This window comes from Streptomyces fradiae (assembly GCF_041270065.1).
In the GTDB taxonomy this organism is placed as follows: domain Bacteria; phylum Actinomycetota; class Actinomycetes; order Streptomycetales; family Streptomycetaceae; genus Streptomyces.
The window spans coordinates 1,134,398-1,160,296 of record NZ_CP065958.1 but is presented as its reverse complement, the minus strand read 5'-3'; the positions used below and the strand labels follow the sequence as shown (position 1 = coordinate 1,160,296).

10 protein-coding genes and 1 pseudogene are annotated in these 25,899 nt (G+C 75.1%); 8 read left to right on the top strand and 3 right to left on the bottom strand.

Going from position 1 to position 25,899, the window contains the following annotated elements; translation table 11 throughout:
* Positions 1 to 31: 31 nt before the first annotated feature.
* The 4 genes and pseudogenes from JAO84_RS05070 to JAO84_RS05055 form a co-directional block, all read left to right on the top strand.
* Positions 32 to 13,633: pseudogene (locus JAO84_RS05070) on the top strand (amino acid adenylation domain-containing protein); the annotation flags it as partial.
* Positions 13,634 to 13,639: 6 nt separating this feature from the next.
* Complete coding sequence (locus JAO84_RS05065) at positions 13,640 to 14,950, top strand: MFS transporter (RefSeq protein WP_370410774.1); 1,311 nt, start codon at positions 13,640 to 13,642, stop codon at positions 14,948 to 14,950.
* Between the two features lie 67 nt (positions 14,951 to 15,017).
* Positions 15,018 to 15,830, top strand: a complete 813-nt coding sequence (gene ddaH / locus JAO84_RS05060; protein ID WP_370410772.1) for a dimethylargininase — start codon at positions 15,018 to 15,020, stop codon at positions 15,828 to 15,830.
* A gap of 197 nt (positions 15,831 to 16,027) precedes the next feature.
* The gene (locus JAO84_RS05055; RefSeq protein WP_370410771.1) at positions 16,028 to 16,234 is read left to right on the top strand and encodes a hypothetical protein; all 207 of its coding nucleotides are present in this window, start codon (positions 16,028 to 16,030) and stop codon (positions 16,232 to 16,234) included.
* A 65-nt stretch (positions 16,235 to 16,299) separates the two neighbouring features.
* Here the strand turns inward: JAO84_RS05055 and JAO84_RS05050 are convergent, their stop codons facing one another.
* Positions 16,300 to 19,545, bottom strand: coding sequence for a BTAD domain-containing putative transcriptional regulator (locus tag JAO84_RS05050; RefSeq protein ID WP_370410769.1), 3,246 nt, complete (start codon positions 19,543 to 19,545; stop codon positions 16,300 to 16,302).
* 294 nt (positions 19,546 to 19,839) lie between these two features.
* Between JAO84_RS05050 and JAO84_RS05045 the strand changes: the two genes are divergently transcribed.
* A complete protein-coding gene (locus JAO84_RS05045; RefSeq protein ID WP_370410767.1) occupies positions 19,840 to 20,880 on the top strand; it encodes a hypothetical protein in 1,041 nt (346 codons plus the stop codon).
* A gap of 28 nt (positions 20,881 to 20,908) precedes the next feature.
* Here the strand turns inward: JAO84_RS05045 and JAO84_RS05040 are convergent, their stop codons facing one another.
* Entirely contained in the window at positions 20,909 to 22,132 is a 1,224-nt protein-coding gene (locus JAO84_RS05040) for an erythromycin esterase family protein (RefSeq protein ID WP_370410765.1), read from the bottom strand.
* 69 nt (positions 22,133 to 22,201) lie between these two features.
* On the opposite strand from JAO84_RS05040, the gene JAO84_RS05035 reads away from it, so the two are divergent.
* Both JAO84_RS05035 and JAO84_RS05030 read left to right on the top strand, forming a co-directional pair.
* Positions 22,202 to 22,936, top strand: coding sequence for a MerR family transcriptional regulator (locus JAO84_RS05035; RefSeq protein WP_370410763.1), 735 nt, complete (start codon positions 22,202 to 22,204; stop codon positions 22,934 to 22,936).
* 115 nt (positions 22,937 to 23,051) lie between these two features.
* Entirely contained in the window at positions 23,052 to 24,248 is a 1,197-nt protein-coding gene (locus JAO84_RS05030) for an acyl-CoA dehydrogenase family protein (protein WP_370410761.1), read from the top strand.
* Here JAO84_RS05030 and JAO84_RS05025 read toward each other — a convergent pair.
* Positions 24,211 to 24,417 (bottom strand): hypothetical protein, encoded by a 207-nt coding sequence (locus JAO84_RS05025; RefSeq protein WP_370410759.1) that lies wholly within the window; start codon positions 24,415 to 24,417, stop codon positions 24,211 to 24,213. The genes JAO84_RS05030 and JAO84_RS05025 overlap by 38 nt on opposite strands.
* A 357-nt stretch (positions 24,418 to 24,774) precedes the next feature.
* Here JAO84_RS05025 and JAO84_RS05020 point away from each other — a divergent pair, with 357 nt between their 5' ends.
* A complete protein-coding gene (locus JAO84_RS05020) occupies positions 24,775 to 25,896 on the top strand; it encodes a hypothetical protein (protein WP_370410758.1) in 1,122 nt (373 codons plus the stop codon).
* Positions 25,897 to 25,899 lie beyond the last annotated feature (3 nt).

Here is a 25,899-nt window from a genome sequence, read left to right as displayed (position 1 = left end):
CGTGAGCAGAGGAAGCACCGTGATCCCGGTTTCGTACGCACAACAGCGTCTCTGGCTGATCGACCAGATCGAAGGGCCGACCGCGCTCTACAACCTGCCGTTCGCGGTCCGCCTGCGCGGCGCGCTCGACGTCGACGCGCTGCGCGCGGCGACGGCCGACGTGGTCGCCCGGCACGAGGCCCTGCGCACCGTGTTCCCGGTGGCCGACGGAGTGCCGGTACAGCGGATCCTGCCGTCCATGGAGGCGCGGGTCGCCTTCGATGCGGTGCGCTGCGCACCCGGCGCCTACCCGGCCCTGCGGGACCGGGCCGCCGCCCGCACCTTCGACCTGGCCACCGAACTGCCCATCCGGGTCACGGTCTTCTCGCTCACACCCACCGACGACGGGTCCTGCCCGGGACTGTCCACCGACGACGGGTCCGCCCCGCGACTGTCCACCGACGAGGGGTCCGGCCCGGGACTGTCCACCGACGACGGGTCCGGCCCGGCACTGTCCACCGACGACCGTTCCGGCCCGCGGCCGTCCACCGAGCACGTACTGCTCGTCGTGCTCCACCACATCGCCGGTGACGGCTGGTCGCTCGGCCCGCTGCTGCGGGACCTCGCCACCGCCTACGCCGCCCGCCTCGACGGCGCCGCGCCCGACTGGGAGCCGCTGCCGGTCCAGTACGCCGACTACACGCTCTGGCAGCGGGAACTCCTCGGGGAGGACACCGACCCCGACAGCCTGATGAGCCGCCAGCTCGACCACTGGAGAGGAGCCCTGTCCGGGCTGCCCGAGGAGCTGGAGCTGCCGGTGGACCGGCCCCGGCCGCCCGCCCCGACCGGCGCCGCGGACGCCGTGCCGTTCCACTACGGCCCCGAGCTGCACACCGCTCTCACCGAGCTGGCCCGCGGGCATCGCGCCACCCTGTTCTCCGTCCTCCAGGCCGGTCTCGCCGCGCTGTTCACCCGGCTCGGCGCCGGCACCGACATCCCGCTCGGCACCGGCGTGGCCGGCCGCTCCGACGAGGCGCTCGACGACCTGGTCGGCTTCTTCGTCAACACCCTGGTGCTGCGCACCGACACCTCCGGCGACCCGAGCTTCACCGAACTCCTCGGCCGGGTACGGGAGTCCCAGCTCGACGCCTTCGCCCACCAGGACGTGCCGTTCGAGCGGCTGGTCGAGGAGGTCAACCCGGTCCGCGCCCTCGGCCGCCACCCGCTGTTCCAGACCCTGCTCGTGCTGCAGAACCACGAGGAGGGCGAACTCCGCCTGCCCGGCCTGGAGACGGAGCCCGAACCGCTCGGCCTGCGGGTGGCCAAGTTCGACCTCAACATCGGCGTCACCGAGCGGCGCACCGCCGCCGGCGCCCCCGCCGGCCTCACCGGCTCCGTCGAGTACGCGGCCGACCTCTACGACCGCACCACCATCACCACCCTGTTCGAACGCCTCGGCCGGCTCCTCACCGCCGCGGCCGCCGACCCCGAGGCGCCGATCGGCACCCTCGACATCCTCGCGCCCGCGGAGCACGAGCTGCTGCGCGAGGAGTGGAACGCCACCGCCGCGCCCGTCCCGTACGGCTCGCTGCCCGAGCTCTTCGCGGCCCAGGCCGCCCGTACGCCGGACGCCGTGGCCCTCGCCCACGACGGCGGCACCGTCTCCTACGCCGAGCTCGACACCCGCGCCAACCGGCTCGCCCACCATCTGATCGCCTCCGGCGTCGGCCCCGAGTCCCCGGTCGCCCTGCTGATGGAACGCTCCGTCGACCTGGTCGTCGCCACCCTGGCCGTGCTCAAGGCCGGCGGCTGCTACGTCCCCATGCACGCGAGCCTGCCGCCGGAGCGGATGGCCGCGCTGCTCGCCGACACCGCCGCCCCCGTCCTGCTCACCGACCGCCCCGACCCGGGCTTCCCGCACACCGCCGTCGTGGTCCGCCCCGGCGACGGGACGGCCGCCCCGGCGCACGACCCCGGCCGCGCCGTCCACCCCGACCGGCTCGCGTACGTGATGTTCACCTCCGGCTCCACCGGTACGCCCAAGGGCGTCGCCGTCCGCCACCGCGACGTCGTCGACCTCGCCGCCGACCGCCGCTGGCAGGACGGCCGGCACCGGCGGGTCCTGCTGCACTCCCCGCACGCCTTCGACGCCGCGACCTACGAACTGTGGACACCGCTGCTGTCCGGCGGCACGGTCGTCGTCGCCCCGCCCGGAAACCTGGACGCCGCCGCCCTGCACGCCCTCGCCACCCGGCACGAGGTGACCGCGGTCTTCCTCACCAAGGCGCTCTTCGACCTGGTCGCCGAGCAGGCCCCGGAGACCTTCCGCGCCCTGCGCACCGTCTGCACCGGCGGCGAGGCCGCCTCCGGCACCCTGATGCGGCGCGTCCTCGACCACTGCCCCGACCTGCTCCTCGCCCATGTCTACGGTCCGACGGAGGCCACCACCTTCGCCACCCACCACCAGCTGGCCCCCGCCGACCTGGCCGGCCCGCGGCCGCCGATCGGCGCCCCGCTCGACAACATGCGCGCCCACGTCTTCGACGCCTGGCTGCGGCCCGTCCCGCCCGGCGTCCCCGGCGAGCTGTACGTGGCGGGCGCCGGCCTGGCCCGCGGCTACTGGAACCGCCCCGCGCTCACCGCCGAGCGCTTCGTCGCCGACCCGTCGGCGCCGGGGGAGAGGATGTACCGGACCGGAGACCTGGTGCGCCGCCGGGCCGACGGCGCGATCGAGTTCCTCGGCCGGATCGACGGCCAGGTCAAGCTGCGCGGCTTCCGGATCGAACTCGGCGAGATCGAGGCCGTCCTCTCCCGCCACCCGGCCGTCCGCCAGGTCATCGTGATCCCGCGCGAGGACCGCCCCGGCGACATCCGGCTCGTCGGCTACTGCGCGGTGCCCGACCCCGGACCCGACGGGAACGCCGAACTCGGCGCGGAGATCAAGGAGTTCGCCGCCGGGACCCTGCCCGGCTACATGGTCCCCTCGGCCGTCGTCGTGCTGCCCGCCCTGCCGCTCAACGCCAACGGCAAGGTCGACCGGCGCGTGCTGCCCGCGCCCGAGCTCACCACCGACGCCTCCGGGCGCGCCCCGCGCGACGAGCGCGAGCGCACTCTGTGCGCCCTCTTCGGCGACATCCTCGGCATCGACGACATCACGATCGACGACGACTTCTTCGAACTCGGCGGGCACTCCCTCCTCGCCACCCGCCTCATCGGCCGGGCGCGCACCGAGCTCGGCGCCGAACTCGCCATCGGCGACCTCTTCCAGGCCCCGACGGTCGCCGCCCTCGCCGCCCGGCTCGCCACCGACCCGGCCCGGCCGGCACTGCGCCCGCAGCCCCGGCCCGAGCGGCTGCCGCTCTCCTTCGCCCAGCGCCGGCTGTGGTTCCTCGGCCAGGCCGAGGGCCCCGCCACCACCTACAACATCACCCTCGCCCTCCGGCTCTCCGGCCCGCTCGACCCGGCCGCCCTGGAGAGCGCGCTCCACGACGTCGTCGCCCGCCACGAATCGCTCCGCACCGTCTTCGGCGCCCACGACGGCATCCCCTACCAGCGCGTCCTGCCCGAGGCGCCCGCGCCGCTGCTCACCGTCACCGACCGCACGGTGCAGGAGCTGGCCGGCCACACCTTCGACCTGGCCGCCGACCTCCCGCTGCACGCCTACCTGCGCCCCGAGGCGCCCGACGAGCACGTCCTCCTCCTTGTGCTGCACCACATCGCCGGCGACGGCTGGTCGCTGCGGCCGCTCTTCCGCGACCTCGCCGAGGCGTACACCGCCCGGTTGGGCGGCGAGCTGCCGGTCGGGGAGCCGCTGCCCGTCCAGTACGCCGACTACACCCTGTGGCAGTACCGGCTGCTCGGCGACGACACCGACCCCGACAGCCTGATGAGCCGCCAGCTCGCCCACTGGCGCGAGGCCCTGTCCGGCCTTCCGGACGAGCTGCCGCTCCCGCTCGACCGGCCGCGCCCGGCGGTCGCGAGCCACCGCGGCGACGTCGTGCCGCTCGAGCTCGACCCCGAGCTGCACGCGCGGCTCGCCGAGCTGGCCGCCGCGCACGGAGCCACCCTCTTCATGGTGCTCCAGGCCGCCTACGCGACCCTGCTGCACCGTTTCGGCGCAGGCGAGGACCTGCCCATCGGCACCCCGCTGGCCGGCCGTCTCGACCCCGCCCTCGACGATCTCGTCGGCTTCTTCGCCAGCACCCTGGTGCTGCGCACCGACCTCACCGGCCGGCCTACCTTCGCCGAACTCCTCGACCGAGTACGTGTGTCCGACCTGGCCGCCTACGCGCACCAGGACGTGCCGTTCGAGCGCCTGGTCGAGGAGCTCAACCCGGTCCGCACGCTGGCCCGGCACCCGCTCTTCCAGGTGATGATCGCCTTCGACAACACCGCCGGCGGCGGCCCCGAGTTCCCCGGCACCCGCACCGCCCACGAACCGCTCGGCCTGCCCACCACCGCCTTCGACCTGACCCTGAACCTCGCGGAGCGCCACCACCCGGACGGCGGTCCGGCCGGCCTGGAGGGCGGCCTGGAGTTCGCCACCGACCTGTTCGACCGCGCCACCGCCGAACGGCTCGCCGACGCCCTCGTACGCCTGCTCGCCCAGGTCGCCGACGACCCGCACCGCCCGGTCGCCGAGCTCGACGTGCTCGGTGAGACCGGCCGCGCCGCGCTGGCCGCGTGGCACGACACCGACCGGTTCGACATCGACCGGCCCGGCGCCGACCTCCTCGTCCCGGCGGCCTTCGCCGCCCAGGCGGCCGCGGCCCCGGACCACACGGCCCTGGTCTGCGGGGCGACCCGGCTGACGTACGCCGAGCTCGACGCCCGTAGCAGCCGGCTGGCCCACGGTCTGATCGCCTCCGGCGTCGGCCCGGAGGACGTGGTCGCGCTCGCCCTGCCCCGGTCCGCCGCATCCGTGGTCGCGGTCCTGGCCGTGCTCAAGGCCGGTGCGGCCTTCCTGCCGCTGGACGCCGAGTACCCGCGCGACCGGATCGCCCACATGCTGGCCGACGCCCGCCCGGCCGCCGTGCTCACCGGCACCGGCTGGCCGCTGCCCGAGGTGCTCGACGGCCTGACCGTCCTCGACGTCGCCGAGGAGGACTGGGCCGGGCGGCCGGCCGACGCCCCGCCCGTGCGCATCGGCCCGTCCCACGCCGCCTACGTGATCTACACCTCGGGCTCCACCGGCCGGCCCAAGGGCGTGGTGGTCCGCCACGGCGGCCTCGCCAACCTGCTCGCCTTCCACCGCGACGTGACCATCGCCGCGGCCCACGAGGTCCACCCGGGCCGCAGGTTCCGGTTCGCCCAGACCGCCTCGCTCTCCTTCGACACCGCCCTCGAAGCGCTGCTCTGGATGGTCGCGGGACACGAACTCCACCTGCTCGACGACGACCTGCGCCGCGACGCGGCCGCCATCGTCCGCCACGCCGAGGAGACCGGCGCCGACGTCCTCGACGTCACCCCCGGCCAGGCCCAGCGGCTGGTCGAGGAGGGCCTGCTCGACCGCTGCCCGCCCGCCGTCCTCATGGTCGGCGGCGAGGCCCTCGGCCAGAGCCTGTGGACCGCCCTCGCCGCCGCCCCCGGCACCGTCGTCCTCAACATGTACGGGCCCACCGAGTGCACCGTCGACGCCCTCCACCACCGGCTCGACAGCGACCCCCGCCCCCTGATCGGCCGCCCGCTGCCCAGGCTCCGCGCCCATGTCCTGGACGCCGGCCTGCGACCCGTACCGCCCGGTGTCCCCGGCGAGCTGTACCTGAGCGGCGCCGGCCTCGCCCGCGGCTACCTCGGCCGGCCCGCGCTGACCGCCGAGCGCTTCGTCGCCGACCCGTTCGCATCGGGGGAGAGGATGTACCGCACCGGCGACCTCGTCCGGCGCCGGCCGGACGGCCGGATCGAGTACCTGGGCCGCACCGACCACCAGGTCAAGGTGCGCGGCTTCCGGATCGAGCTCGGCGAGATCGAGACCGTCCTGACCGCCCACCCCGGCATCCTCCAGGCCGCCGTGCTGCCCTACACCGACGGTACGGACAGCATGGCGGGCACCCGCCTCGCCGCCCACGTCGTCACCCGCACCCCGCTCGACCCGGCGGTCCTGCGCGCCCACGCGGCCGCCGCCCTGCCGGACCACATGGTCCCCGCGGCCTTCGTGACACACGACGCGCTTCCGCTCACCGTCAACGGCAAGCTCGACCGCTCCGCGCTGCCCGCGCCCGACTTCGCCGTGGCCACCGGCGGCCGGGCGGCGCGAACCGCGCCCGAGGAGATCCTCTGCGGTCTGTTCGCCGAGGTGCTCGGCGTGACCGGCCAGGTCTCGGCGGACGACGACTTCTTCGCCCTCGGCGGGCACTCGCTGCTCGCCACCAGGCTGCTCAGCCGGGTCCGCTCGGTGCTCGGCGCCGAGCTCGGCATCCGTGACGTCTTCGAGGCGCCGACCGTGGCCGGTCTGGCCCAGCGCCTGGACGGCGCCGGGGCACGGCTCGCGCTCACCGCCGGGGAGCGCCCCGAGCGGCTGCCGCTCTCCTCCGCCCAGCGGCGGCTCTGGCTGATCGACCGCATGGAGGGACCGAGCGCCCTCTACAACATGCCGCTCGCGCTGCGGCTCACCGGCCCGCTCGACCCGGCCGCCCTGGAGCTCGCCCTCGGCGACCTGGTCGCCCGCCACGAGATCCTGCGCACCGTCGTCGCCGAACACGACGGCGAGCCCCACCAATCGGTCCTCGCCCCCGCCGACGCGCCGCTCCGGGTGGAACCGCTCGACTGCGCCCCCGAGTCGATCGAGGCCGAGATCGACCGGGCGGCCCGCCGCCCCTTCGACCTGGCCGCCGAACCTCCCGTACGGATCACCCTGCTCCGGGTCGCTCCCGAGGAGCACGTCCTGGTCGTCGCCCTGCACCACATCGCCGGCGACGGCTGGTCGATGGGGCCGCTGCTGCGGGACCTGGCGGCCGCCTACGGCGCCCGTCGGGACGGTACGGCGCCCGCGTGGCAGCCGTTGCCGGTGCAGTACGCGGACTACGCGCTCTGGCAGCGCGCACTGCTCGGCGACGAGGACGACCCCGAGAGCCTGGTCGCACGCCAGCTCGCCTACTGGCGCGAGACCCTGGCCGACCTTCCGGAGGAGTTGACGCTCCCCGTCGACCGGCCGCGCGGCGCCCGCGCCGACCACCGCGGCGAACGGATCGCCCTGCCGATCGACGCCGCACTGCACCGCGCACTCGTCGAGGTGAGCCGGGAACACCGGGTCACCCTCTTCATGACCTTCCAGGCCGCCCTCGCGGCACTCCTGACCCGGCTCGGGGCCGGCACCGACATCCCGATCGGCTCGGTGGTCGCCGGGCGCTCGGACGAGGCCCTGGACGATCTCGTCGGCTTCTTCGTCAACACCTTGGTGCTGCGCACCGACACCTCCGGAGACCCCACCTTCGGCGAACTCCTCGGCCGCGTACGGGAGACCGGCCTCGGCGCCTACGCCCACCAGGACGTGCCCTTCGAGCGGCTCGTGGAGGAGCTGAACCCGGTCCGCTCGCTCGCCCGCCACCCGCTCTTCCAGGTGGCGATGGTCCTCCAGTCCAACGACGGCGCCGAGTCGGAGCTCGCCGGTCTGCGGGCGGAGGCGCTGGCCGCCGACACCGGCGTCGCCAAGTTCGACCTCAACGTGACCCTTGAGGAGTTCTTCGGACCGGACGGAGCGCCCGCCGGTCTGGACTGCGCGATCGACTACGCCACCGACCTGTTCGACCGGGAGACCGTCGAGGCCGTCGCCGCTCGCTTCGGCCGGCTCCTCACGGCCGTCACCGCCCGCCCCGAGGAGCGGATCGGCCGCGCCGACCTGCTGGCCGACGGCGAGCGCGCCGAGCTCCTCTCCGGCCACCGGCCGCTGCCCACCGGACTGCCGCTCGTACCGGACGCCTTCGCCGCCCGGGCGGCGGCCACACCGGACCTCACGGCCCTGGTCTTCGAGGACACCCGGCTGACGTACGCCAAGCTCGACGCCCGCGCCAACCGCCTGGCCCACGGGCTGCGTGCCCACGGCATCGGTCCCGAGGACGTGGTCGCGCTCGCCCTGCCCCGCTCGGCGCAGACCGTGGTCGCGCAGCTGGCCGTGCTCAAGGCCGGTGCGGCCTTCCTGCCGCTGGACGCCGAGTACCCGCGGGAGCGCACCGCCCACATGCTGGCCGACGCCCGCCCGGCGGCCGTCCTCACCGGCGCCGGCTGGCCGCTGCCCGAAGCCCTGGACGGTCTCACCGTCCTCGACGTCGCCGAGGAGGACTGGGCCGACCGGCCCGCCGACGCCCCGCCCGTCCGCGTCACGGCGTCCCACGCCGCGTACGTCATCTACACCTCGGGCTCCACCGGCCGGCCCAAGGGCGTGGTGGTGAGCCACGGTTCGATCGCCGGCCTGCTCGCCGCCCACCGGGCGGAGACCTTCGCCGAGCCCGAGCGGACCCACGGCCGGCTGCGCGCCGCCCTGACCGCCTCGCTCTGCTTCGACGCCTCCTGGAACGGCCTGCTGTGGCTGGTCGCCGGGCACGAACTGCACCTGATCGGCGAGGACCTGCGGCGCGACCCCGCCGCCCTGGTCCGCCACTTCCGCACCGCCGGCGTCGACGCCGTCCAGTTCACCCCCACGTACGCCGAACAGCTCGTCGCCGAAGGCCTGTTGGACGAACCCGCGCCGCGCGTCGTGCTGCTCGGCGGCGAGCCGGTCGGGCAGGCGCTGTGGGACCGGCTGCGCGCGGCCCCGGCCACCACCGGCCACAACCTGTACGGGCCCACCGAGTGCACCGTCGACACCCTGCTCCAGGCCTTCGCCGACGCGGAGCGCCCCACCCTGGGACACACCGTCCTCGGCACCCGCGCCCACGTCCTGGACGAGCACCTCAACCCGGTCCCCGCGGGCGTCCCGGGCGAGCTCTACCTCGCCGGCGACAGCCTGGCCCGCGGCTACCTCGGCCGCGCGGCGCTGACCGCCGAGCGTTTCGTCGCCGACCCGTTCGCGCCGGGGGAGAGGATGTACCGCACGGGTGACCTGGTACGCCGTGCCCGCGACGGCCGGATCGACTACCTGGGCCGCACCGACCACCAGGTCAAGATCCGCGGCTTCCGCATCGAACCCGGCGAGATCGAGCAGGCGCTGACCCGGCACCCGGCCGTCCACCAGGCCGTCGTCACCCCGCACGAGACCGCGGACGGCGACCGCCGCCTGGTCGCCCACTGCGCGGTCGCCGCGCCGAGCCCCGAACTCGCCCTCGAACTCCGCAGGTTCGTGGCGGACGCCCTCCCCGCGTACATGGTCCCCGCGGCCGTCGTCACCCTCGACGCACTGCCGCTGACGGGCAGCGGCAAGGTCGACCGGCGCGCCCTGCCCGCCCCCGACTTCCAGCTCTTCACCGGCGGCCGGGCCGCCCGCACGGCACGGGAGGAACTGCTCTGCGGCCTGTTCGCCGAGGTGCTCGGCGCCCCGGCTCCGCTCACCGTCGACGACGACTTCTTCGCCCTCGGCGGACACTCGCTCCTCGCCATGAAGCTGGTCAGCCGCGTCCGCACCGTCCTCGCCGCCGAGATCGACGTCCGCGACGTCTTCGAGGCGCCGACCGTGGCCGGTCTGGCCCAGCGCCTGGACGGCACCGGCACCCGGACCGCCCTCACGGCCGGCGAGCGCCCGGAGCGGCTGCCGCTCTCCTTCGCCCAGCGGCGGCTCTGGCTGATCGACCGCATGGAGGGCCCCAGCGCGCTCTACAACCTCCCGCTCGCACTGCGCCTCACCGGCCCGCTCGACCCGGCCGCCCTGGAGCTCGCCCTCGGCGACCTGGTCGCCCGCCACGAGATCCTGCGCACGCTGATCGGCGAGCGGGACGGCGAGCCCCGGCAGCGGATCCTTCCGCCCGCCCAGGCCCGGGTCACCTTCGACCGCCGCACCACGCGGCCCGCCGACCCGGCGGCCGCCCTGGCCGCATGCACCGCCGTCCCCTTCGACCTCGCCGCCGAACTGCCCGTACGAGCCCACCTGTTCCCGCTCGCGGCCGACGAGCACCTGCTCGTCCTCGTCCTCCACCACATCGCCGGCGACGGTCTGTCCATGGACCCGCTGCTGCGGGACCTGGCCGCGGCCTACGGCGCCCGCCGCGACGGTACGGCGCCCGCGTGGCAGCCGTTGCCGGTGCAGTACGCGGACTACGCGCTCTGGCAGCGCGCACTGCTCGGCGACGAGAACGACCCCGACAGCCTCGCCTCCCGGCAGCTCGCCTACTGGCGCGAGGCCCTGGCAGACCTCCCTGAGGAACTGTCGCTGCCCGTCGACCGCCCCCGCCGTGCCGACAGCGGCCACCGCGGCGACCGCGTCGTCCTCCCGCTCGGCGCCGAACTGCACCGCGCACTGGTCGAGGTGAGCCGGGAGAACCGGGTCACGATGTTCATGACCCTGCAGGCCGGGCTCGCCGCACTCCTGACCCGGCTCGGGGCCGGCACCGACATCCCGATCGGCTCGGTGGTCGCCGGGCGCTCGGACGAGGCCCTGGACGACCTGGTCGGCTTCTTCGTCAACACCCTGGTGCTGCGCACCGACACCTCCGGAGACCCGAGCTTCGGCGAACTGCTCCACCGGGTGCGCGAAACCCAGCTCGACGCCCACGCCCACCAGGACGTGCCCTTCGAGCGGCTGGTCGAGGAGCTCAACCCGGCCCGCTCGCTCGCCCGCCACCCGCTCTTCCAGGTGATGCTGCTGCTCCAGGGCGGCGGTCAGGGCGACCCGGAGACGGCGCCGCTCGACCTGGCCGGGCTCGCCGCGACCGTCGAACCGGTCGGCGGGTACGTGGCCAAGTTCGACCTCTCCATCGCCATGGGCGAGTCCTTCGACGCCGACGGCGCACCGGCCGGACTCGAGTGCGCGATCGACTACGCCACCGATCTCTTCGACCGGGAGACCGTCGAGTCCCTGGCGGTCCGCCTCGGCCGGCTGCTCTCCGCCGCTGCCGCCCGACCCGACCGGCCCATCGGCCGCATCGACCTGCTCTCCGCCGCCGAACGCGCGGAGCCGGCCGCCGGTGGCGACGCGCTGCCGTCGGAGGTGCCGCTGCTGCCCGCCGTCTTCGCGGCCCAGGCGGCCCTGACCCCCGACGCGACCGCGCTGGTCGCCGGCGACACCCGACTGAGCTGGGCGGACCTGAACGCCCGTGCCGACCGCCTCGCCGAGCGCCTGACGGCCGCGGGCGCCGGACCGGACTCGGTGGTCGCCCTGGCCCTGCCGCGCACCGCGGACTCCGTGGTCGCGCTGCTCGCCGTGCTCAAGGCGGGTGCCGCCTCGCTCCCGCTGGACGCCGAGTACCCGGCCGACCGTACGGCCGCCATGCTCGCCGACGCGGCACCCGCCCTGGCCGTGACCGGTGCCGGCTGGCCGCTGCCCGAACTGCTCGCCGGCCTGCCCGTACTGACCGTCTCACCGGCGGACGGCACGGACCGGGCCGGCGACACGAACCCGGCGGACTCCGCGGGTCCGGCGCGCCGCGCCACCGCCGCCGACGCCGCGTACGTGATCTACACCTCGGGCTCCACCGGCCGGCCCAAGGGCGTGGTGGTGAGCCACGGTTCGATCGCCGCGCTCCTCGCCTCGCACCGCTCCGCCACCGGCCCGATCGGCGCCGTCGAGCGGCGCCACGGTCGCCGGCGGGTCGCGCTCACCGCCTCGCTCTGCTTCGACGCCTCCTGGGACGGACTGCTCTGGCTGGCCGCGGGCCACGAACTGCACCTCATCGGTGACGAGGTCCGCCGCGACGCCGCCGCCCTCGTCCGGCACCTCCGCACGGAGTCGATCGACGTCCTGGAGGTCACGCCCTCCTACGCCGAACAGCTCGTCGACGAGGGCCTGCTGGACGCTCCCACGCCGTCCGGAACCCCGCGTGTGGTGCTGCTCGGCGGCGAGGCGGTCGGCCAGTCCCTGTGGGACCGGCTGCGCGCGGCCCCGGCCGTCGTCGCCCACAACCTCTACGGCCCCACCGAGGCCACCGTCGACGCGCTCACCCAGCCCTGCGCCGCCACCGAGCGCCCGGCCCTCGGCCGGACCGCCCTCGGCACCCGCGCCTACGTACTCGACGAGCACCTGAACCCCGTACCGCCCGGCGTCCCCGGCGAGCTCCACCTGGCCGGCGCCGGCCTCGCCCGCGGCTACCTCGGCCGCGCGGCGCTGACCGCCGAGCGCTTCGTCGCCGACCCGTTCGCGCCGGGGGAGCGGATGTACCGCACAGGCGACCTGGTCCGTCGCACCCGCGACGGGAACACCGAGTACCTGGGCCGCACTGACCACCAGGTCAAGATCCGCGGCTTCCGCATCGAACCCGGCGAGATCGAGCACGTGCTGACCCGGCACCCCCGGGTCCACGCCGCCACCGTGAGCGTCCACGAGGACGCCACCGCAGGGCCCCGCCTGGTCGCCCACGTAGCAGTGGAGGGGCCGCTCGACCCGGCCGAACTGCGTGCCTTCGCCGCCGAGTCGCTGCCCGGCTACATGCTCCCGGCCGCCGTCGTCCCGCTCGACGCGCTGCCGCTGACCGCCAGCGGCAAGGTCGACCGGCGCGCGCTGCCCGCGCCCGACTTCCGCTCCTCGCCCCACGGCCGCGCACCGCGGACGGCGCACGAGGAACTCCTCTGCGAGCTCTTCGCCGAGGTCCTCGGCCTGCCCGGTCCGGTCTCCGTCGACGACGGCTTCTTCGCCCTCGGCGGCCACTCCCTCCTCGCGATGAAGCTGCTCGGCCGGATCCGCACCGCGCTCGGCGCCGACCTCGGCATCCGGGCCCTCTTCGAGGCCCCGACCGTGGCCGCCCTGGCCCGGCGGGTGTCCCAGGACCTCGTCGACACGACCGACACCGACGCCCGCAGCGCCCTCGACGTGCTCCTCCCGCTGCGCGCCGGCGGCACCAGGGCCCCGCTGTTCTGCGTCCACCCGGCCGCCGGCGTCAGCTGGGTCTACTCCGGACTGCTGCGCCACCTCGACCAGGACCGGCCGGTCCACGGCCTCCAGGCGCGCGGACTGCGCGGGGCGACCGCGCCGTCCTCCGTCTCCGAGATCGCCGCGGACTACGTGGCGCAGATCCGCGCCGTCCAGCCGGAAGGCCCGTACCACCTGCTCGGCTGGTCCTTCGGGGCGGTGGTCGCCCAGGCGATGGCCGTCGCCCTGCAGGCCGACGGCCAGGAGGTCGCCCTGCTCGCCCTCCTCGACGGCCTGCCCGCCGACCCGGCGCGGTACGCCGCCGATCCCGCCCGGTACGCCGCCGGCGCCGGCCCGTCGTCCGGCGACGATCCGGTCGACACGCTGGCCGAACTGCTCGCCTCACTGGGCTACGACCCCGCCGACGGACGCGGCCAGGCCGAACTCACCGCACTCCTCGGCGAGGCCGCCGACGTCCTGCCCGACGTCTTCGAGCTGCACCGCAAGTTGATGGCCGAGCACGTGCCGGACCGCTACCGGGGCGACGCCGTCTTCGTCGGCGCCACCCTCGACAAGCCCGCCGACTGGCCCTACGCGGCGGCCTGGGGCCCGTACGTCGAAGGCCACGTCGAGGAGCACCGCATCCCCTGCACGCACGGCGCCATGACGCGGCCGGAGCCCCTCGCACGGATCGCCTCCGTGCTGGCCGAGAAGCTTGGAGAGTGACCCGCCATGACCACCGCCTCCGTCAGGCCGCCGTCCCCCGGCCCCTCCTTGCCGCCGGCGACCCAGCCGCCGAGGAGAAGCCGCTGGGGCCTCTGGGCACAGAGAAACTTCCGCACGCTCTGGATCGGTGAGACGACCAGCGGTCTCGGCACCGCGGTCGGCAACGTCGCCCTCGCCCTGGTGGCCGTCGTCACCCTGGAGGCCTCGCCGTTCACCGTCGGTCTGCTGACCGCCTCCGCCTGGGTGCCGTGGCTCTTCCTCGGTCTGTTCGCGGGCGCCTGGGTGGACCGCTGGCCCCGGCTGAAGGTGATGCTGGTCTGCGACCTCCTGCTGCTCGTGCTCTTCGGCAGTGTTCCGGTGGCCGCCTGGCTGGGCGTGCTGACCATGGCCCAGCTGGTCGTCGTGGCGCTGCTCGCCGGTGCGGTCAAGGTGTTCCTGTCCACGGCCAACAGCGCCGTACTGCCCGCTCTGGTCGCCAAGCAGGACCTCCTGGAGGCCAACGTCAAGCTGCGCTCCGGTGACGCGGCGGCGGAGATCGCGGGACCGGGTCTTGCGGGGCTGCTCTCCCAGGCCTTCGGGGCGGTCAGCGGACTGCTCGCCGACGCGATCACCTACCTGGTGGCGGCGGTCTGCGTCGGCTCCCTCCGGGTCGAGGAGAAGCCGCCGGCGGTCTCCGAACGGCGCGGGATCCTGCGCGAGATCGGCGAAGGCGTCCGCTTCCTGGTGCGCGACCCGTACCTGCGGACGCTCGCGAGCTTCGCGGCCGTCGGCAACCTCGGCCTCAACGGCATCCAGGCGGTGCAGACCGTCTTCCTCATCCGCAGCGTGGGAGTCACGCCCGGCGGCGTCGGGGCGGTGTTCGCGGTCGTGTCGGTCGGCGGGCTCGCCGGAGCCACGCTCGCCGGACGGATCGCCCGCCGCTTCGGCACGGCCCGCGGACTGCTCCTCTGCGAGCTGGTCGGGGCGCCGTTCATCCTCCTGCTGCCCCTGGCGGGGGAGCGGCTGCCGCTGGCGGCGAGCGCCGTGGCCTGGGCGGTGGCGGTCTGCGGCGTGATCGCCGGGAACGTCATCGCCGGCAGCTTCTACCAGGCGTACTGCCCGCCCGCGATGATCGGCCGGATCCGGGCCAGCGCCTCGACCGTCAACTTCAGCGCCATCCCGCTGGGAGCGCTCCTGGGCGGCTGGCTCGGCGAGGTGCTCGGCGCCCGCACCACCATCTGGATCATGGCGAGCGTGCTGCTCTCGGCCGGCGCGGTGCTCCTCACGAGCCCGCTGCGCGCCATGCGGAGCTTCCCCGAACGCCCGGCCGAGTCCTGATCGCCCCACCTGGGCCGGTCCGACCCCGATCCACCCCACCCGCACACTCCCACCCTCCGGAGCTCCCATGACCCGCACCGCCCGTCCGCGCCGCTTCCTGATGTGCCGTCCGACCCACTTCGAGGTCAGCTATGCGATCAACCCCTGGATGGACCCGGCCAAGCCGGTCGACACCGGCCTCGCCGTCCTCCAGTGGGAGCGGCTGTACGAGCTCTACGCCGAACTCGGCCACCGCGTCGACCTGATCGACCCGCTGCCCGGGCTGCCCGACATGGTCTACGCGGCGAACGGCGCGACCGTCGTCGACGGCAGGGTGCTGGGCGCCCGGTTCCGCAACGCCGAGCGCGCCGCGGAGGGCCCGGCCTACCTGGAGTGGTTCCGCGCCAACGGCTTCGTCACGCACGACCCGGTCCATGTCAACGAGGGCGAGGGCGACCTGCTGCTCACGGGCAGCTGGCTGCTGGCCGGGCGCGGCTTCCGCAGCGTCTCCGCCGGGCACGCGGAGGCGCAGGAGTTCCTCGGCCGCCCGGTGATCGGCCTCGACCTCGTGGACCCGCGCTTCTACCACCTGGACACGGCGCTCAGCGTGCTCGACACCGACGAGGTCATGTACTACCCGGGCGCGTTCTCGGCGGGCAGCCGCGCGGTGCTGCGCCGGCTCTTCCCGGACGCGGTCCTCGTGGCGGAGGCCGACGCGGAGGTGTTCGGGCTCAACGTGATGAGCGACGGCCGCAACGTGGTGCTGCCGGAGGCGGCGACCGGGGTGGCGGCCAGGCTGCGCGAGCGCGGCTTCCGGCCGATCGGGATGGACCTCTCCGAGCTGTTCAAGGGCGGCGGCAGCGTGAAGTGCTGCACGCTGGAGATCCGCGAGGCGGTCTGAGCCCGATCACCGACCGGATCACCGACCGGATCAACGCCCCGATCAACGCCCCGATCAACGATGCCGATCGACGTACGGTGCTCGTACGTCGATCGGCCGTTGAACGCGCCTTGCCATGCTGATCCCATCAGCCCGGAACACTCCGGAAAGTCCCGCGAAACCCCTTCCCATCAGGGAAGACGTCCCAGGGAGCAGTCATGGCGAAGCGTGCGAACATCCTCGGTGCCACCCGGATCCGGCTGGCCCTCGCGGCCCTCGGCCTCGGCGCGGCGATCGCCCTCGGCGCGGCCGGTACGGCGACGGCCGACGGCGCCGACGCGACCGGCACGTCCACCACCCAGCCGGCCCCCGCCCCGACCCCCACCCCGACCGACGACACGGACTGGAACAGCACCGGTTCCTGACCGGCGGCCGCACGAACGGCAGCCGCACCACCGAGCAGTACCGTTTCTCCAGGATCTCCAGGATCTCAGGGATCGACCAGGGCGAACGCCGGCTCCTGGAGCAGCCCGGCCACCTCGGCGGCCTCCGGAAGTCCCAGCCGGCCGAAGATCTCGTACGCCTGCCGCAACCGCGCCCCCGCCTCGGCCCCGCGTCCGAGGTCCGCCAGCGAGCGGCCGAGCACCACCAGCGCCTGGGCCTGGTCCCGTTCCGCCCCCAGCTCCTCGCAGAGCACCAGCGCCTGACCGGCGTGGTCGAGGGCCTCGTCGGCCCGGCCGAGCGAGCGGAGACTGTCCGCGAGCCGGTAGCGCGCGTGCGCGGCCCGGTCCCGCAGACCGGCGCCCGTCGCCACCGTCAGACACTCGACGAACCAGGTCACCGCCTCCTCGTGCCGCCCGAGCCCGTGCAGTGCCAGGCCGAGGACGTACAGCGTGTACGCACGACCGGGATCGTCCTGCCGGGTCCGCAGCTCCGCGAGCACCTCGTGACAGATCTCCACCGCCTCGGCCGCCCGCCCGCTGCGCACCCGCGCCAGCGCGGCGTTCACGGTCGTCACCAGGGCGCCGGAGCGGTGCCCCAGTTCATTGGCGAGCAGCAGCGCCTCGTCGTAGTGGTTCACCGCCTCGTCGAAGCGGCTGAGGAACTGGCAGATCAGCCCGAGATCGTTGAGCGCCTGCCGCAGGATCACCGTGTCGCCGGCCGCCCGCGCCGCCTCCACCGCCTGTCGTGCCGCCGCCTCGGCCGCGTCGAGGCGGGTCGCCGCCAGGGCGACGTTCCCGCGCAGGAAATGCGCCCGCCCGGCGGCCCGCAGGTCGCCGTGCCGGATCGCCGCATCCGCCAGCGCGTCGGCGGTGGTGGCGAGTTGGCGGCTCGGCGGGGTGAGGACGAACGGGGTCAGCGCGATCAGCAGGTCGATCGCGGCACGCAGAGCCGTTCCCCGCACACCGTCCGGCGCCGTCCCACCCCCACCCGCGGCACCCGGGGCCACCGCGGTTCCCGTGGCTCCTGGAGTTCGTGGGGGAGCCTCTCCCGCGTCGGCGGCCACCTGGGCCGCGAGCGCCGCCGCGCCCGCGCGCTCCGCCACGACCCAGTCGCGCGCGGCGGCCCAGCCGGCCAGCGGTACGCCGGGGGAGCGGGCCGGACCCAGCGCGCCCGCCGCCGGATCGCCCGGGACCGCGTGCTGGAACGCCGTGCAGGCGGTGGCGAGCAGGTGGTCGAGGAGCCGGTCCCGGGCCGCCATCGCCTCCCCGCCCGCCGGTGAATCGCCCGCCGGCGAGGTGCTCCCCTCTTCCGCCGGGCGCCGTCGGGCGAACGCCCGCAGCAGGTCGTGGTACCGGTACCGGCCCGGGAAGGGCGACTCCACCATCGCCACGTCCACCAGCGCCTCCAGCAGGTCCTCGGCGTCGTACTCGTCGAGGTCGAGCAGCGCCGCGGCGGCCGGCAGCCCGATGTCGGGCCCGTCCACCGAGGCGACGAGCCGGAACGCCCGGGCCTGGTCCGCGGTCAGCTGGCGATAGCTCAGTTCGAAGGCGGCGGCGACCGCGAGATCACCGATCCGCAGCTCGTCGATCCGCCGCCGCTCGACGTGCAGCCGACGGCTCAGCGTCTCCACCGTCCAGCCCGGCCGGGCCGCGAGCCGGGCGGCCACGATACGGACCGCGAGCGGCAGGTACCCACAGGCCACCACGAGATCGAGCGCCGCCTCGCGTTCGGCGTCCAGCCGCTCCTCGCCGATGGTGCGGCCGAGCAGGGCCAGTGCCTCCGAGGGCTGGAAGACGTCCAGATCGACCTGCACGGTGGCCGGCAGCCCGGCCGGCCGGGTACGCCCGGTGGTCAGGACCGCGCACCCGACCGAACCCGGGAGCAGCGGCCGGATCTGCGCCAGGTCCTTGGCGTTGTCGAGCACCACGAGCAGCCGCCGCCCGTCCACCACGGAACGGAACAGCGCCGAACGCGCGTCGAGACCGTCCGGCACCGCGTCACCGGACACTCCGAGCGCCACGAGGAACCCGCTGAGCACCGCCTCCGGATCGGCCGGCAGGGGATCGGAGCCGCGCAGGTCCACGTACAGCTGCCCGTCCGGATAGAACTCCCGCACCCGGTGGGCCACGTGCAACGCGAGCGCCGTCTTGCCGACGCCGCCCATGCCGACCACGGTGGCGATCACCAGCGCCTGCGCCGACGGCGCACCGAGCGCCTCGTGCAACACCCGGACGGGCGCCGTCCGCCCGGTGAAGTCGGCGGCGTCCGGGGGAAGTTGGGCGGGACGCGGGGGCGCGGCCGCAGCCCGACCGACCCGCTCGTCCTGCTCCTCGCGAGGGCCGGATCCGTCCTCCCGGGAACCGGCCGGGCCCGGGGCGTCGTCGCCTGCGCCGCCCCGGACGAGGCCCGTCTCCCGCTCCGCCGGCACCTCCGCCCGCGCAGGAGCCCCCGGCTCCACTGCTCCCGTCGCCGTCGCCGTCGCCGTCGCCGTCGCCGTTGCCGTCGCCGGGCTCGGCTCCGGAGCGGCCAGTGCCGGGTCGCCCTCCAGGATCCCGCGATGCAGCTGGTCGAGCTCCGCGCCGGGCGCGACGCCCAGCTCCGCGAGGAACAACTGCCGCGCACCGCGGTAGACCGCCAGCGCGTCCGCCTGTCGCCCGGCCTGGTAGAGCGCCCGCATCAGCAGCCCGTACGCCCGCTCGTGCAGCGGGTGTTCGGTGGTGAGCGCGGTCAGTTCGGGGATGCACCGCGAGTGGCGGCCCAGGGTCAGGTCGAGCCCGATCCGTTCCTCCAGGAGGGTCAGCCGCAGCTCCTCCAGGCGCTGCCGGTGCCGCTCCGCGAACGGTCCGGGGATGCCGGTCAGCGGTTCGCCCTGCCACAGCTCCAAGGCCTGGTTGAGCAGGTCGCGGGCGCGCAGCGGTTCGGTCCGCGCGGTCCGCTCCGCCTCGGCGGCCAGTGACTCCGCCTGTGCCGCGTCGACGGCGAGCTTCGGCAGCACCAGCCGGTAGCCGTCGCCCATCGACACCAGCACGCTCGACGCGGGCCGGGCGCCCTGGCCGGATCTCGCCCCCTCGTCATCGGCGCCCGGGTCCCCCGCGTCCAGCATCTTGCGCCATCGCCACGCGTACGTACGCACCGTCGTCATCGCCGCGCTCGGCGGCTCCTCGCCCCACAGCGCGCCGATCAGATCGGTGGCGCTCGCCGAGTACCCCGGCCTGAGCAGGAGAACGGCCAGCATCGCCTGCTGCTGCGGACTTCCCACCTTGAGCGGAGTCGCCCCACGGTGAGCCCGCATCAGACCGAGTAACGAGAAACGGAGATCGCCCATACTCTGCCCCCACCCGCCCCAGAACACAGTGGCCGCCCCGTTCGGCGCACATGTCAGCCTTTGTGTCACCTTATTAACCACAGCGTCGCACTCGGTGTCGAGAGTCTGTCGAGTCTGTTGAGCCTGTGGTGATCAGGTGTTGAACCCCGAAGGTCAGAATCGCCGTGCCGCGGGCCTGCCGGAGACGGAACGGCGCAGCCCGCCCGCCCCCTCGGCCGCCGGTGGCGCCCGGGCTGACCATACATTCGGAGGCGGATGTCCGTGAATACCGCATTGCTGTACCGGTTGCTCGACACCGACCCGGCGGACGGGCCCGCCGAACTGCTCCACCGTGCGCGGGCCGACCGTCACCTGCCGCACCTGGTGCTGTCCGCGCTGGCCCGCGACGGCGTACGGATGGGGGAGCCCGCCCGCGCCGAACTCCGCCGCGCCCACGACCGCGCCGCCCACTACGCCCGCCTGGCGGCCGAACTGGCCCGGTCCACCGGCGTCCGCGCCATCCGGGGCCTCCCGCTCGCCGGCTACTACCCCGCGGGCCTGCTCCGGCCGCTGGACACCCTCGACCTCGTCGCGCCCGACCAGGCGGCCCTGTGGCAGGCCGTCATCCGGCTGGTCACCGACCGGCCGGTGGAGCACATCGACGTCTCCCTGCTCGGCGACCGGCCCCACCACACGGCCGTCACCGTCCACTGGCCCGCCGAGGACCCGCTGGCCGACCCCTGGTACCGCGTCCACCTCACCACCGCGGCGCTGCCCGGCGACGGCTCGACCGTGCCCGTCCGGCCGTACCTCGCCGCCGACCAGCACGTCGAGTGCCTCATCGCGCTCGCCGAGGCCCGCCTGCGGGAGCCCGCCCGCTCACCCGGCGCCGTCACCGTCCTCGACGTCGCCGGCCTCACCGGCCGGCCCTTCGAACCCGCCGAGACCGCCGCCGTCCTGGCCGCCTACCGACTGGCTCCCGAGGCGGCCGGCCTCCTCGACCACGCCGCCGGCCATCTGCCGCTCGGCCCACTGGCCGCCGTCCGCGCCGCGCTCGCCCCGGAGCTCGCCCCCGAACGCCGCCGCCGCGCCGAGGCCGCCACCAACCGACGCCTCGTCACCCGCCACGGCGCCCTCCTGCGCCGCACCGTCATCCGTCACACCTGGGACGAGTCCCGCCTGCTCACCCCGGCCCCCGACACCCCCCTGCTGCTCACCCCCGTGGCCGACTACCTCCTCACCCCCACCCCCGTCACCCCCGTCACACCGACCCTCCGCACCGCGGCCCTGAGGGCCCTCCACGAGTGGGACACCGTGTGCTGAAGCGCTGATGCGAGCCTGCCGGCGCCGGTCACGGGGTCTTCGGTACGTCCCTGACGAAGACCAGCCCGTCCGCCGCGCCCAGGTGCGCCGGGTCCAGCGGGGCGTAGCCGAACCAGGGGGAGACGCGCGCCTCCGGGAGCGTGAGGGTCGCCGCGAGGCGGCGCGCGTCGACGAGGGAGGGCGTCGGGGGGAGCTGCTCGTGCAGCAGGCCCTCCAGGGTGTCCGGCGCGGGTGTGTCCACGCCCTGGTGGCGGAGGGTGCCGAGGGCCGTGGGGAGGAAGGCGTACTCCGCGCCGAGGCGCGCGCTCACCTGGGCGCCGGCGCTCCACCACTCCAGCGGGTCGCCGCCCATTCGCATCGTGCTCTTCTCCCGCTGGAGGTGGGAGTTGTGGGCGTACACGAGGACCGGGCCGCGGTCGGCGAGGGCGAGCAGGTTCTCGGCCATCATCCGGCCGCGGACGCCGAGGAGCCGGGGGAGCCGGGCGGGCGAGGTGTCCGCCATCCAGTGGTGGTACTGGAGCAGGCCGCGCGCGGTGCGCGCGTGGAGGCGGGCGAGGTCCACCTCCTCCCGTGAGGCCGCCGCGAGCAGCAGCGGTGCCTGCTCGTCGAGCAGGGCCGCCAGGTCGTCGGCGATCAGCCGCAGTTCCACGGCCTCGGGGGAGCGGCCCACCGAGCGGGTGGGGTCGTACATGACGGCCGGTTCGGTCCACCGCTCGTCGGTGCCGAGCAGCCGGTCGAGGCCGTCCGCGGTGCAGGGCAGCAGGGCCGGGTCCACCCGTGCGGCGAGCCGGGCGTGGAGCGCGGTGAGGGCCTGGCGGGGGCTCGCGGCGGCGGTGATCTCCAGCGGGCCGTCGAAGCCGGCGAAGCGGAGCCGGTCGTCGGCGGGCCGCCCCTCGTTGAAGGCGCGCATCCAGCGCACCAGCGCCCGGTTGGCCGCGGAGGCGCCCCAGCCGTGGCTGATCCCGCGCTCCACGACCTCGTCGAGGGCGCCGCCGGCGCCCCCGGTCACGTACGCGTCGACGAGCAGCCCGGCGAGGCAGTCGCTCTCCAGCGCGATCGTCCGGTAGCCCTCCTCCTCGACGAGCTGCCGGAAGAGCGCGTTGCGCAGGTCGAGCAGGAAGTCCTCGCGATGGGTGGGCTCGCCGAGTGCGAGCAGCCGGGGCGGCCGGGGCGGGTGGGGCCGGTCCTGGAGCAGCTCCAGGACGGCGGCAGCGGAGAGGGAACGGGCGGTGTCCTTGATGTCAGTCGCCATGCCTTCAACCGTATCGTTGAAGCCTCGGTGGAGACTTTTCGTCGACTCTCCCGCGATATCGTGGACTTCATGGGGCAGAATCTTCAAAGCAGGGGTATGGGCGGGCGGCTGCGGCCGGTCGACCTGGCACGTGCGCACGGGCTGTCCACCCAGGCGGTCCGCAACTACGAGGACGCCGGCATCCTCCCGCCCGCCGCCCGCACCCCCTCCGGCTACCGCGCCTACACCCCGCTCCACGCGAGCGCCCTGCGCGCCTTCCTCGCCCTGCTGCCCGGCCACGGGCACCCGACGGCGACCGCGATCCTGCGGGCCGTGCACGAGGGCGACCCCGACGAGGCCTTCCGCCTCGTCGACGAGAGCCACGCCCTGCTCCTGGAGGACCGCCGGACCCTCCGGGCCGTGGAGAGCGCCCTGCGCGATCTCGGCCCGAACCCCGCGAGCGGGCACGACGGGTCGCCCGGGGACACCTTCATCGGGCCGCTGGCCCGCCGGCTCGGCATCCGGCCCGCCACGCTCCGCGCCTGGGAGCGCGCCGGGCTGGTGCGCCCGCGCCGGGACCCCCGTACCGGATACCGGGTGTACGCGGAGGCCGACGTACGGGACGCCCGCCTCGCCCACCAGCTGCGCCGCGGCGGCTATCCGCTGGAACGGATCGCCCCGCTGCTCGAACAGGTACGGGCCGCGGGCGGCCTCGAACCCCTGGAGGGCGCGCTCGGCGACTGGCGCGCCCGGCTCTCGGCCCGGGCCCGGGCGATGCTGGCCGGGGCGGCGGAGCTGGACGCGTACCTCCGCGAACGCGGCTGAGCGGGCACCCGTCAGGGGCTCCGGCGCCCCGGAACCGTGAGACCGGGCCGGCGACCGGGCATAACCCTCCCTGCAGGACCCGATCCCCGATCCCCTCAGGGAGGAGCGCGCCGCCATGGTCGAGCAGGTCGAACGCCGGCTGCCCACCGACGAGGCCCGGGAGCTGCTCGCCCTGGTCCGGGAGATCGCCGCGCGCGAGATCGCGCCGGGCGCCGCCGACGAGGAGGCCGCCGGGCACTTCCCGCGCGAGCTGTTCCGGCTGCTGTCCGCCTCCGGGCTGCTCGGACTGCCGTACGACTCGGCGTACGGCGGCGGCGACCAGCCGTACGCCGTCTACCTCCAGGTCCTGGAGGAACTGGCCGCCGCCCGGCTCACCGTGGCCCTCGGGGTCAGCGTGCACAGCCTCTCCTGCCACGCCCTGGCGGCCTTCGGCACCGACGAGCAGCGGGCCGCCCACCTGCCCGCGATGCTCGGCGGCGGACTGCTCGGCGCGTACTGCCTGTCCGAACCCTCCTCCGGCTCCGACGCGGCCGCGCTGCGCACCCGGGCGGTCCGGGACGGTGGGGGTACCTCCCGCTCGGGCGAAGCCGCGAGTGGGGGAGACTGGGTGCTCGACGGCACCAAGGCGTGGATCACCCACGGCGGGATCGCCGACTTCTACACCGTCATGGCCCGCACCGGCGGCGAGGGCCCCAAGGGGATCACCGCCTTCCTGGTGCCCGGGGACGCGCCCGGTCTGAGCGCCGCCGCGCCCGAGCGGAAGATGGGCATGAAGGGTTCGCCCACCGCACAGGTGCACTTCGACGGGGTACGGGTCCCCGACGCCCGCCGGATCGGGGCCGAGGGGCAGGGCTTCGCCATCGCCCTCGCGGCCCTGGACTCGGGGCGGCTCGGCATCGCGGCCTGCGCGGTGGGCGTGGCGCAGGCCGCGCTGGACGCGGCCGTGGCGTACGCGCGGGAGCGCCGCCAGTTCGGCCGGCCGATCGCCGACTTCCAGGGGCTGCGCTTCCTGCTCGCCGACATGGCCACCCAGGTCGAGGCGGGCCGGGCGCTCTATCTGGAGGCGGCCCGGCTGCGCGACGAGGGCCGGCCCTTCGGCAAGCAGGCCGCCATGGCGAAGCTGTTCTGCTCGGACGCGGCGATGCGGGTCACGACGGACGCGGTGCAGGTGCTCGGCGGTTACGGCTACACCGCGGACTTCCCCGTCGAGCGGCTGCTGCGGGAGGCGAAGGTGCTCCAGATCGTCGAGGGCACCAATCAGATCCAGCGGGTGGTCATCGCCCGTCACCTGGCCGGACCAGAGTCCCGTTGACCCGGACCGTGCGGTCCGCCCAGACGGGGCCCGCGGCGAGCCGGCTCCATTCCTGGTCGCGCAGGCCCGGCAGGGTCTTGCCGTGGCTGGCCCACAGGTCGAGCACCGCCTTGTAGATGGGCGGGTCGGCGGGATGGGCCGGCGAGGCGGCCGGCGCCGGAGCGGGCATGGGGGCAGGCGCCGGGACGGGGGCGGGGGCCGGCCGTGAGGTGGCGGCCTGCGCATCGGGCGCCTGGGCGGGCGCGGGAACCGGCGCCGGAACCGCCTGCTGAACCGATTCTTCAGAACGCGGCTCGGACTGTCGATGCCGGCCGTATCCGCTGGGTGTCGTATACAGCGTGGTCATGCCCGGACCAACGCTTCGGCACGGGCCCCGGTCACCGCCGGGCGCGGTCGAGCGGGAGTTCGAGACGTCCCCAGGGGTGCTCGCGCGCGGGCCTGCCAGCGCTCCGCGGTGCACGACTCTGGCCGCCGGCTCGGCTTCTGACGTACCGTCAGATCTCCATCGCCGCCGAGGAGGTCACACGTGTCAGACGACCGGCCCGTCCCGCTCGACGAATACCCCGTGCACCAGGCACCGCTCTCCATGAAGCACCACGTCAGCGGCGACCGGAACGCCTACGACCGGTGCATCTTCCACGTCTTCGACCACCAGGGACGCGCCCTGCTCATCGCCGGGCTCGGCGTCTACCCCAACACCGGGGTGGTCGACGCCTACGCGACCCTGCGCACCGGGGACCGGCTGCACGCGGTCCGCGCCTCCGACGCCCTCGGCGAGGACCGGATGAACCTCTCCGTCGGCCCGCTGACCATCACCGTCGACGAACCGCTCAAGCGGCTCTCCCTGCACTGCGACCCCGATCCCGCCGACCCCGACGGGCTCTCCTTCGACCTCACCTGGACCGGCGACTTCCCGGCCGTCTGGGAGCCGCACCACACCCAGCGGCGCGGCGACCGGCTCACCCTGGAGGGCCGCCGCTTCGTCCAGGCCGGGCACTGCGCGGGCGTGATCCGCGCCGGCGGCGAGGAGTTCGCCGTCACGGCGGGGGAGTGGACCGGCACCCGCGACCGCAGCTGGGGCGTGCGCCCGCTGCCCGGCGAAGAGCCGGGCCGCGCCGAGGAGTTCCGCCCCGAGGGCTTCCACTGGCTCTGGATCCCGATGCGCTTCGAGGACCGCTTCGTCATGGTCGTGGTGCAGGAGGACGCCGACGGCTACCGCACCCTCAACGAGGCCCTGCTCGTACGCGACGGGCACCGCGACACCCAACTCGGCTGGCCCCGCACCGACATCACCTACCGGCCCGGCACCCGCGACCCCGAACGGGCCGTCGTGCACCTCACCGACCCGGCCGGCAAGCCCCTGGAGGCCGGCGTCGAGATCCTCGCCTCCTCCCCGCTCGCCGTCGGCGCCGGCTATCCGCCCGCCCCCGACTGGCAGCACGGCAGCTGGCAGGGCCGCGACTGGACCGACCGCCGGGTCTACGACCTCTCCGACCCCGCCGCCCACCCCCTGGCCGCCTACGGCGTCACCGACCACGCCGCCCGCTTCACCCTCGAAGGGCAGACCGGCTACGGCATCTTCGAACACGGCTCCTTCGGCCGCCACGACCCGAGCGGCTTCGCCGACCACACGTCAATCGCCCGTTGAACG

Coding starts and splice junctions, on each gene's coding strand:
- JAO84_RS05065 (WP_370410774.1), top strand. CDS start 13,640: ATGACCACCGCCTCCGTCAGGCCGCCGTCCCCCGGCCCCTCCTTGCCG.
- ddaH (WP_370410772.1), top strand. CDS start 15,018: ATGACCCGCACCGCCCGTCCGCGCCGCTTCCTGATGTGCCGTCCGACC.
- JAO84_RS05055 (WP_370410771.1), top strand. CDS start 16,028: ATGGCGAAGCGTGCGAACATCCTCGGTGCCACCCGGATCCGGCTGGCC.
- JAO84_RS05050 (WP_370410769.1), bottom strand. CDS start 19,545: ATGCGGGCTCACCGTGGGGCGACTCCGCTCAAGGTGGGAAGTCCGCAG.
- JAO84_RS05040 (WP_370410765.1), bottom strand. CDS start 22,132: ATGGCGACTGACATCAAGGACACCGCCCGTTCCCTCTCCGCTGCCGCC.
- JAO84_RS05035 (WP_370410763.1), top strand. CDS start 22,202: ATGGGGCAGAATCTTCAAAGCAGGGGTATGGGCGGGCGGCTGCGGCCG.
- JAO84_RS05030 (WP_370410761.1), top strand. CDS start 23,052: ATGGTCGAGCAGGTCGAACGCCGGCTGCCCACCGACGAGGCCCGGGAG.
- JAO84_RS05025 (WP_370410759.1), bottom strand. CDS start 24,417: ATGCCCGCTCCGGCGCCGGCCGCCTCGCCGGCCCATCCCGCCGACCCG.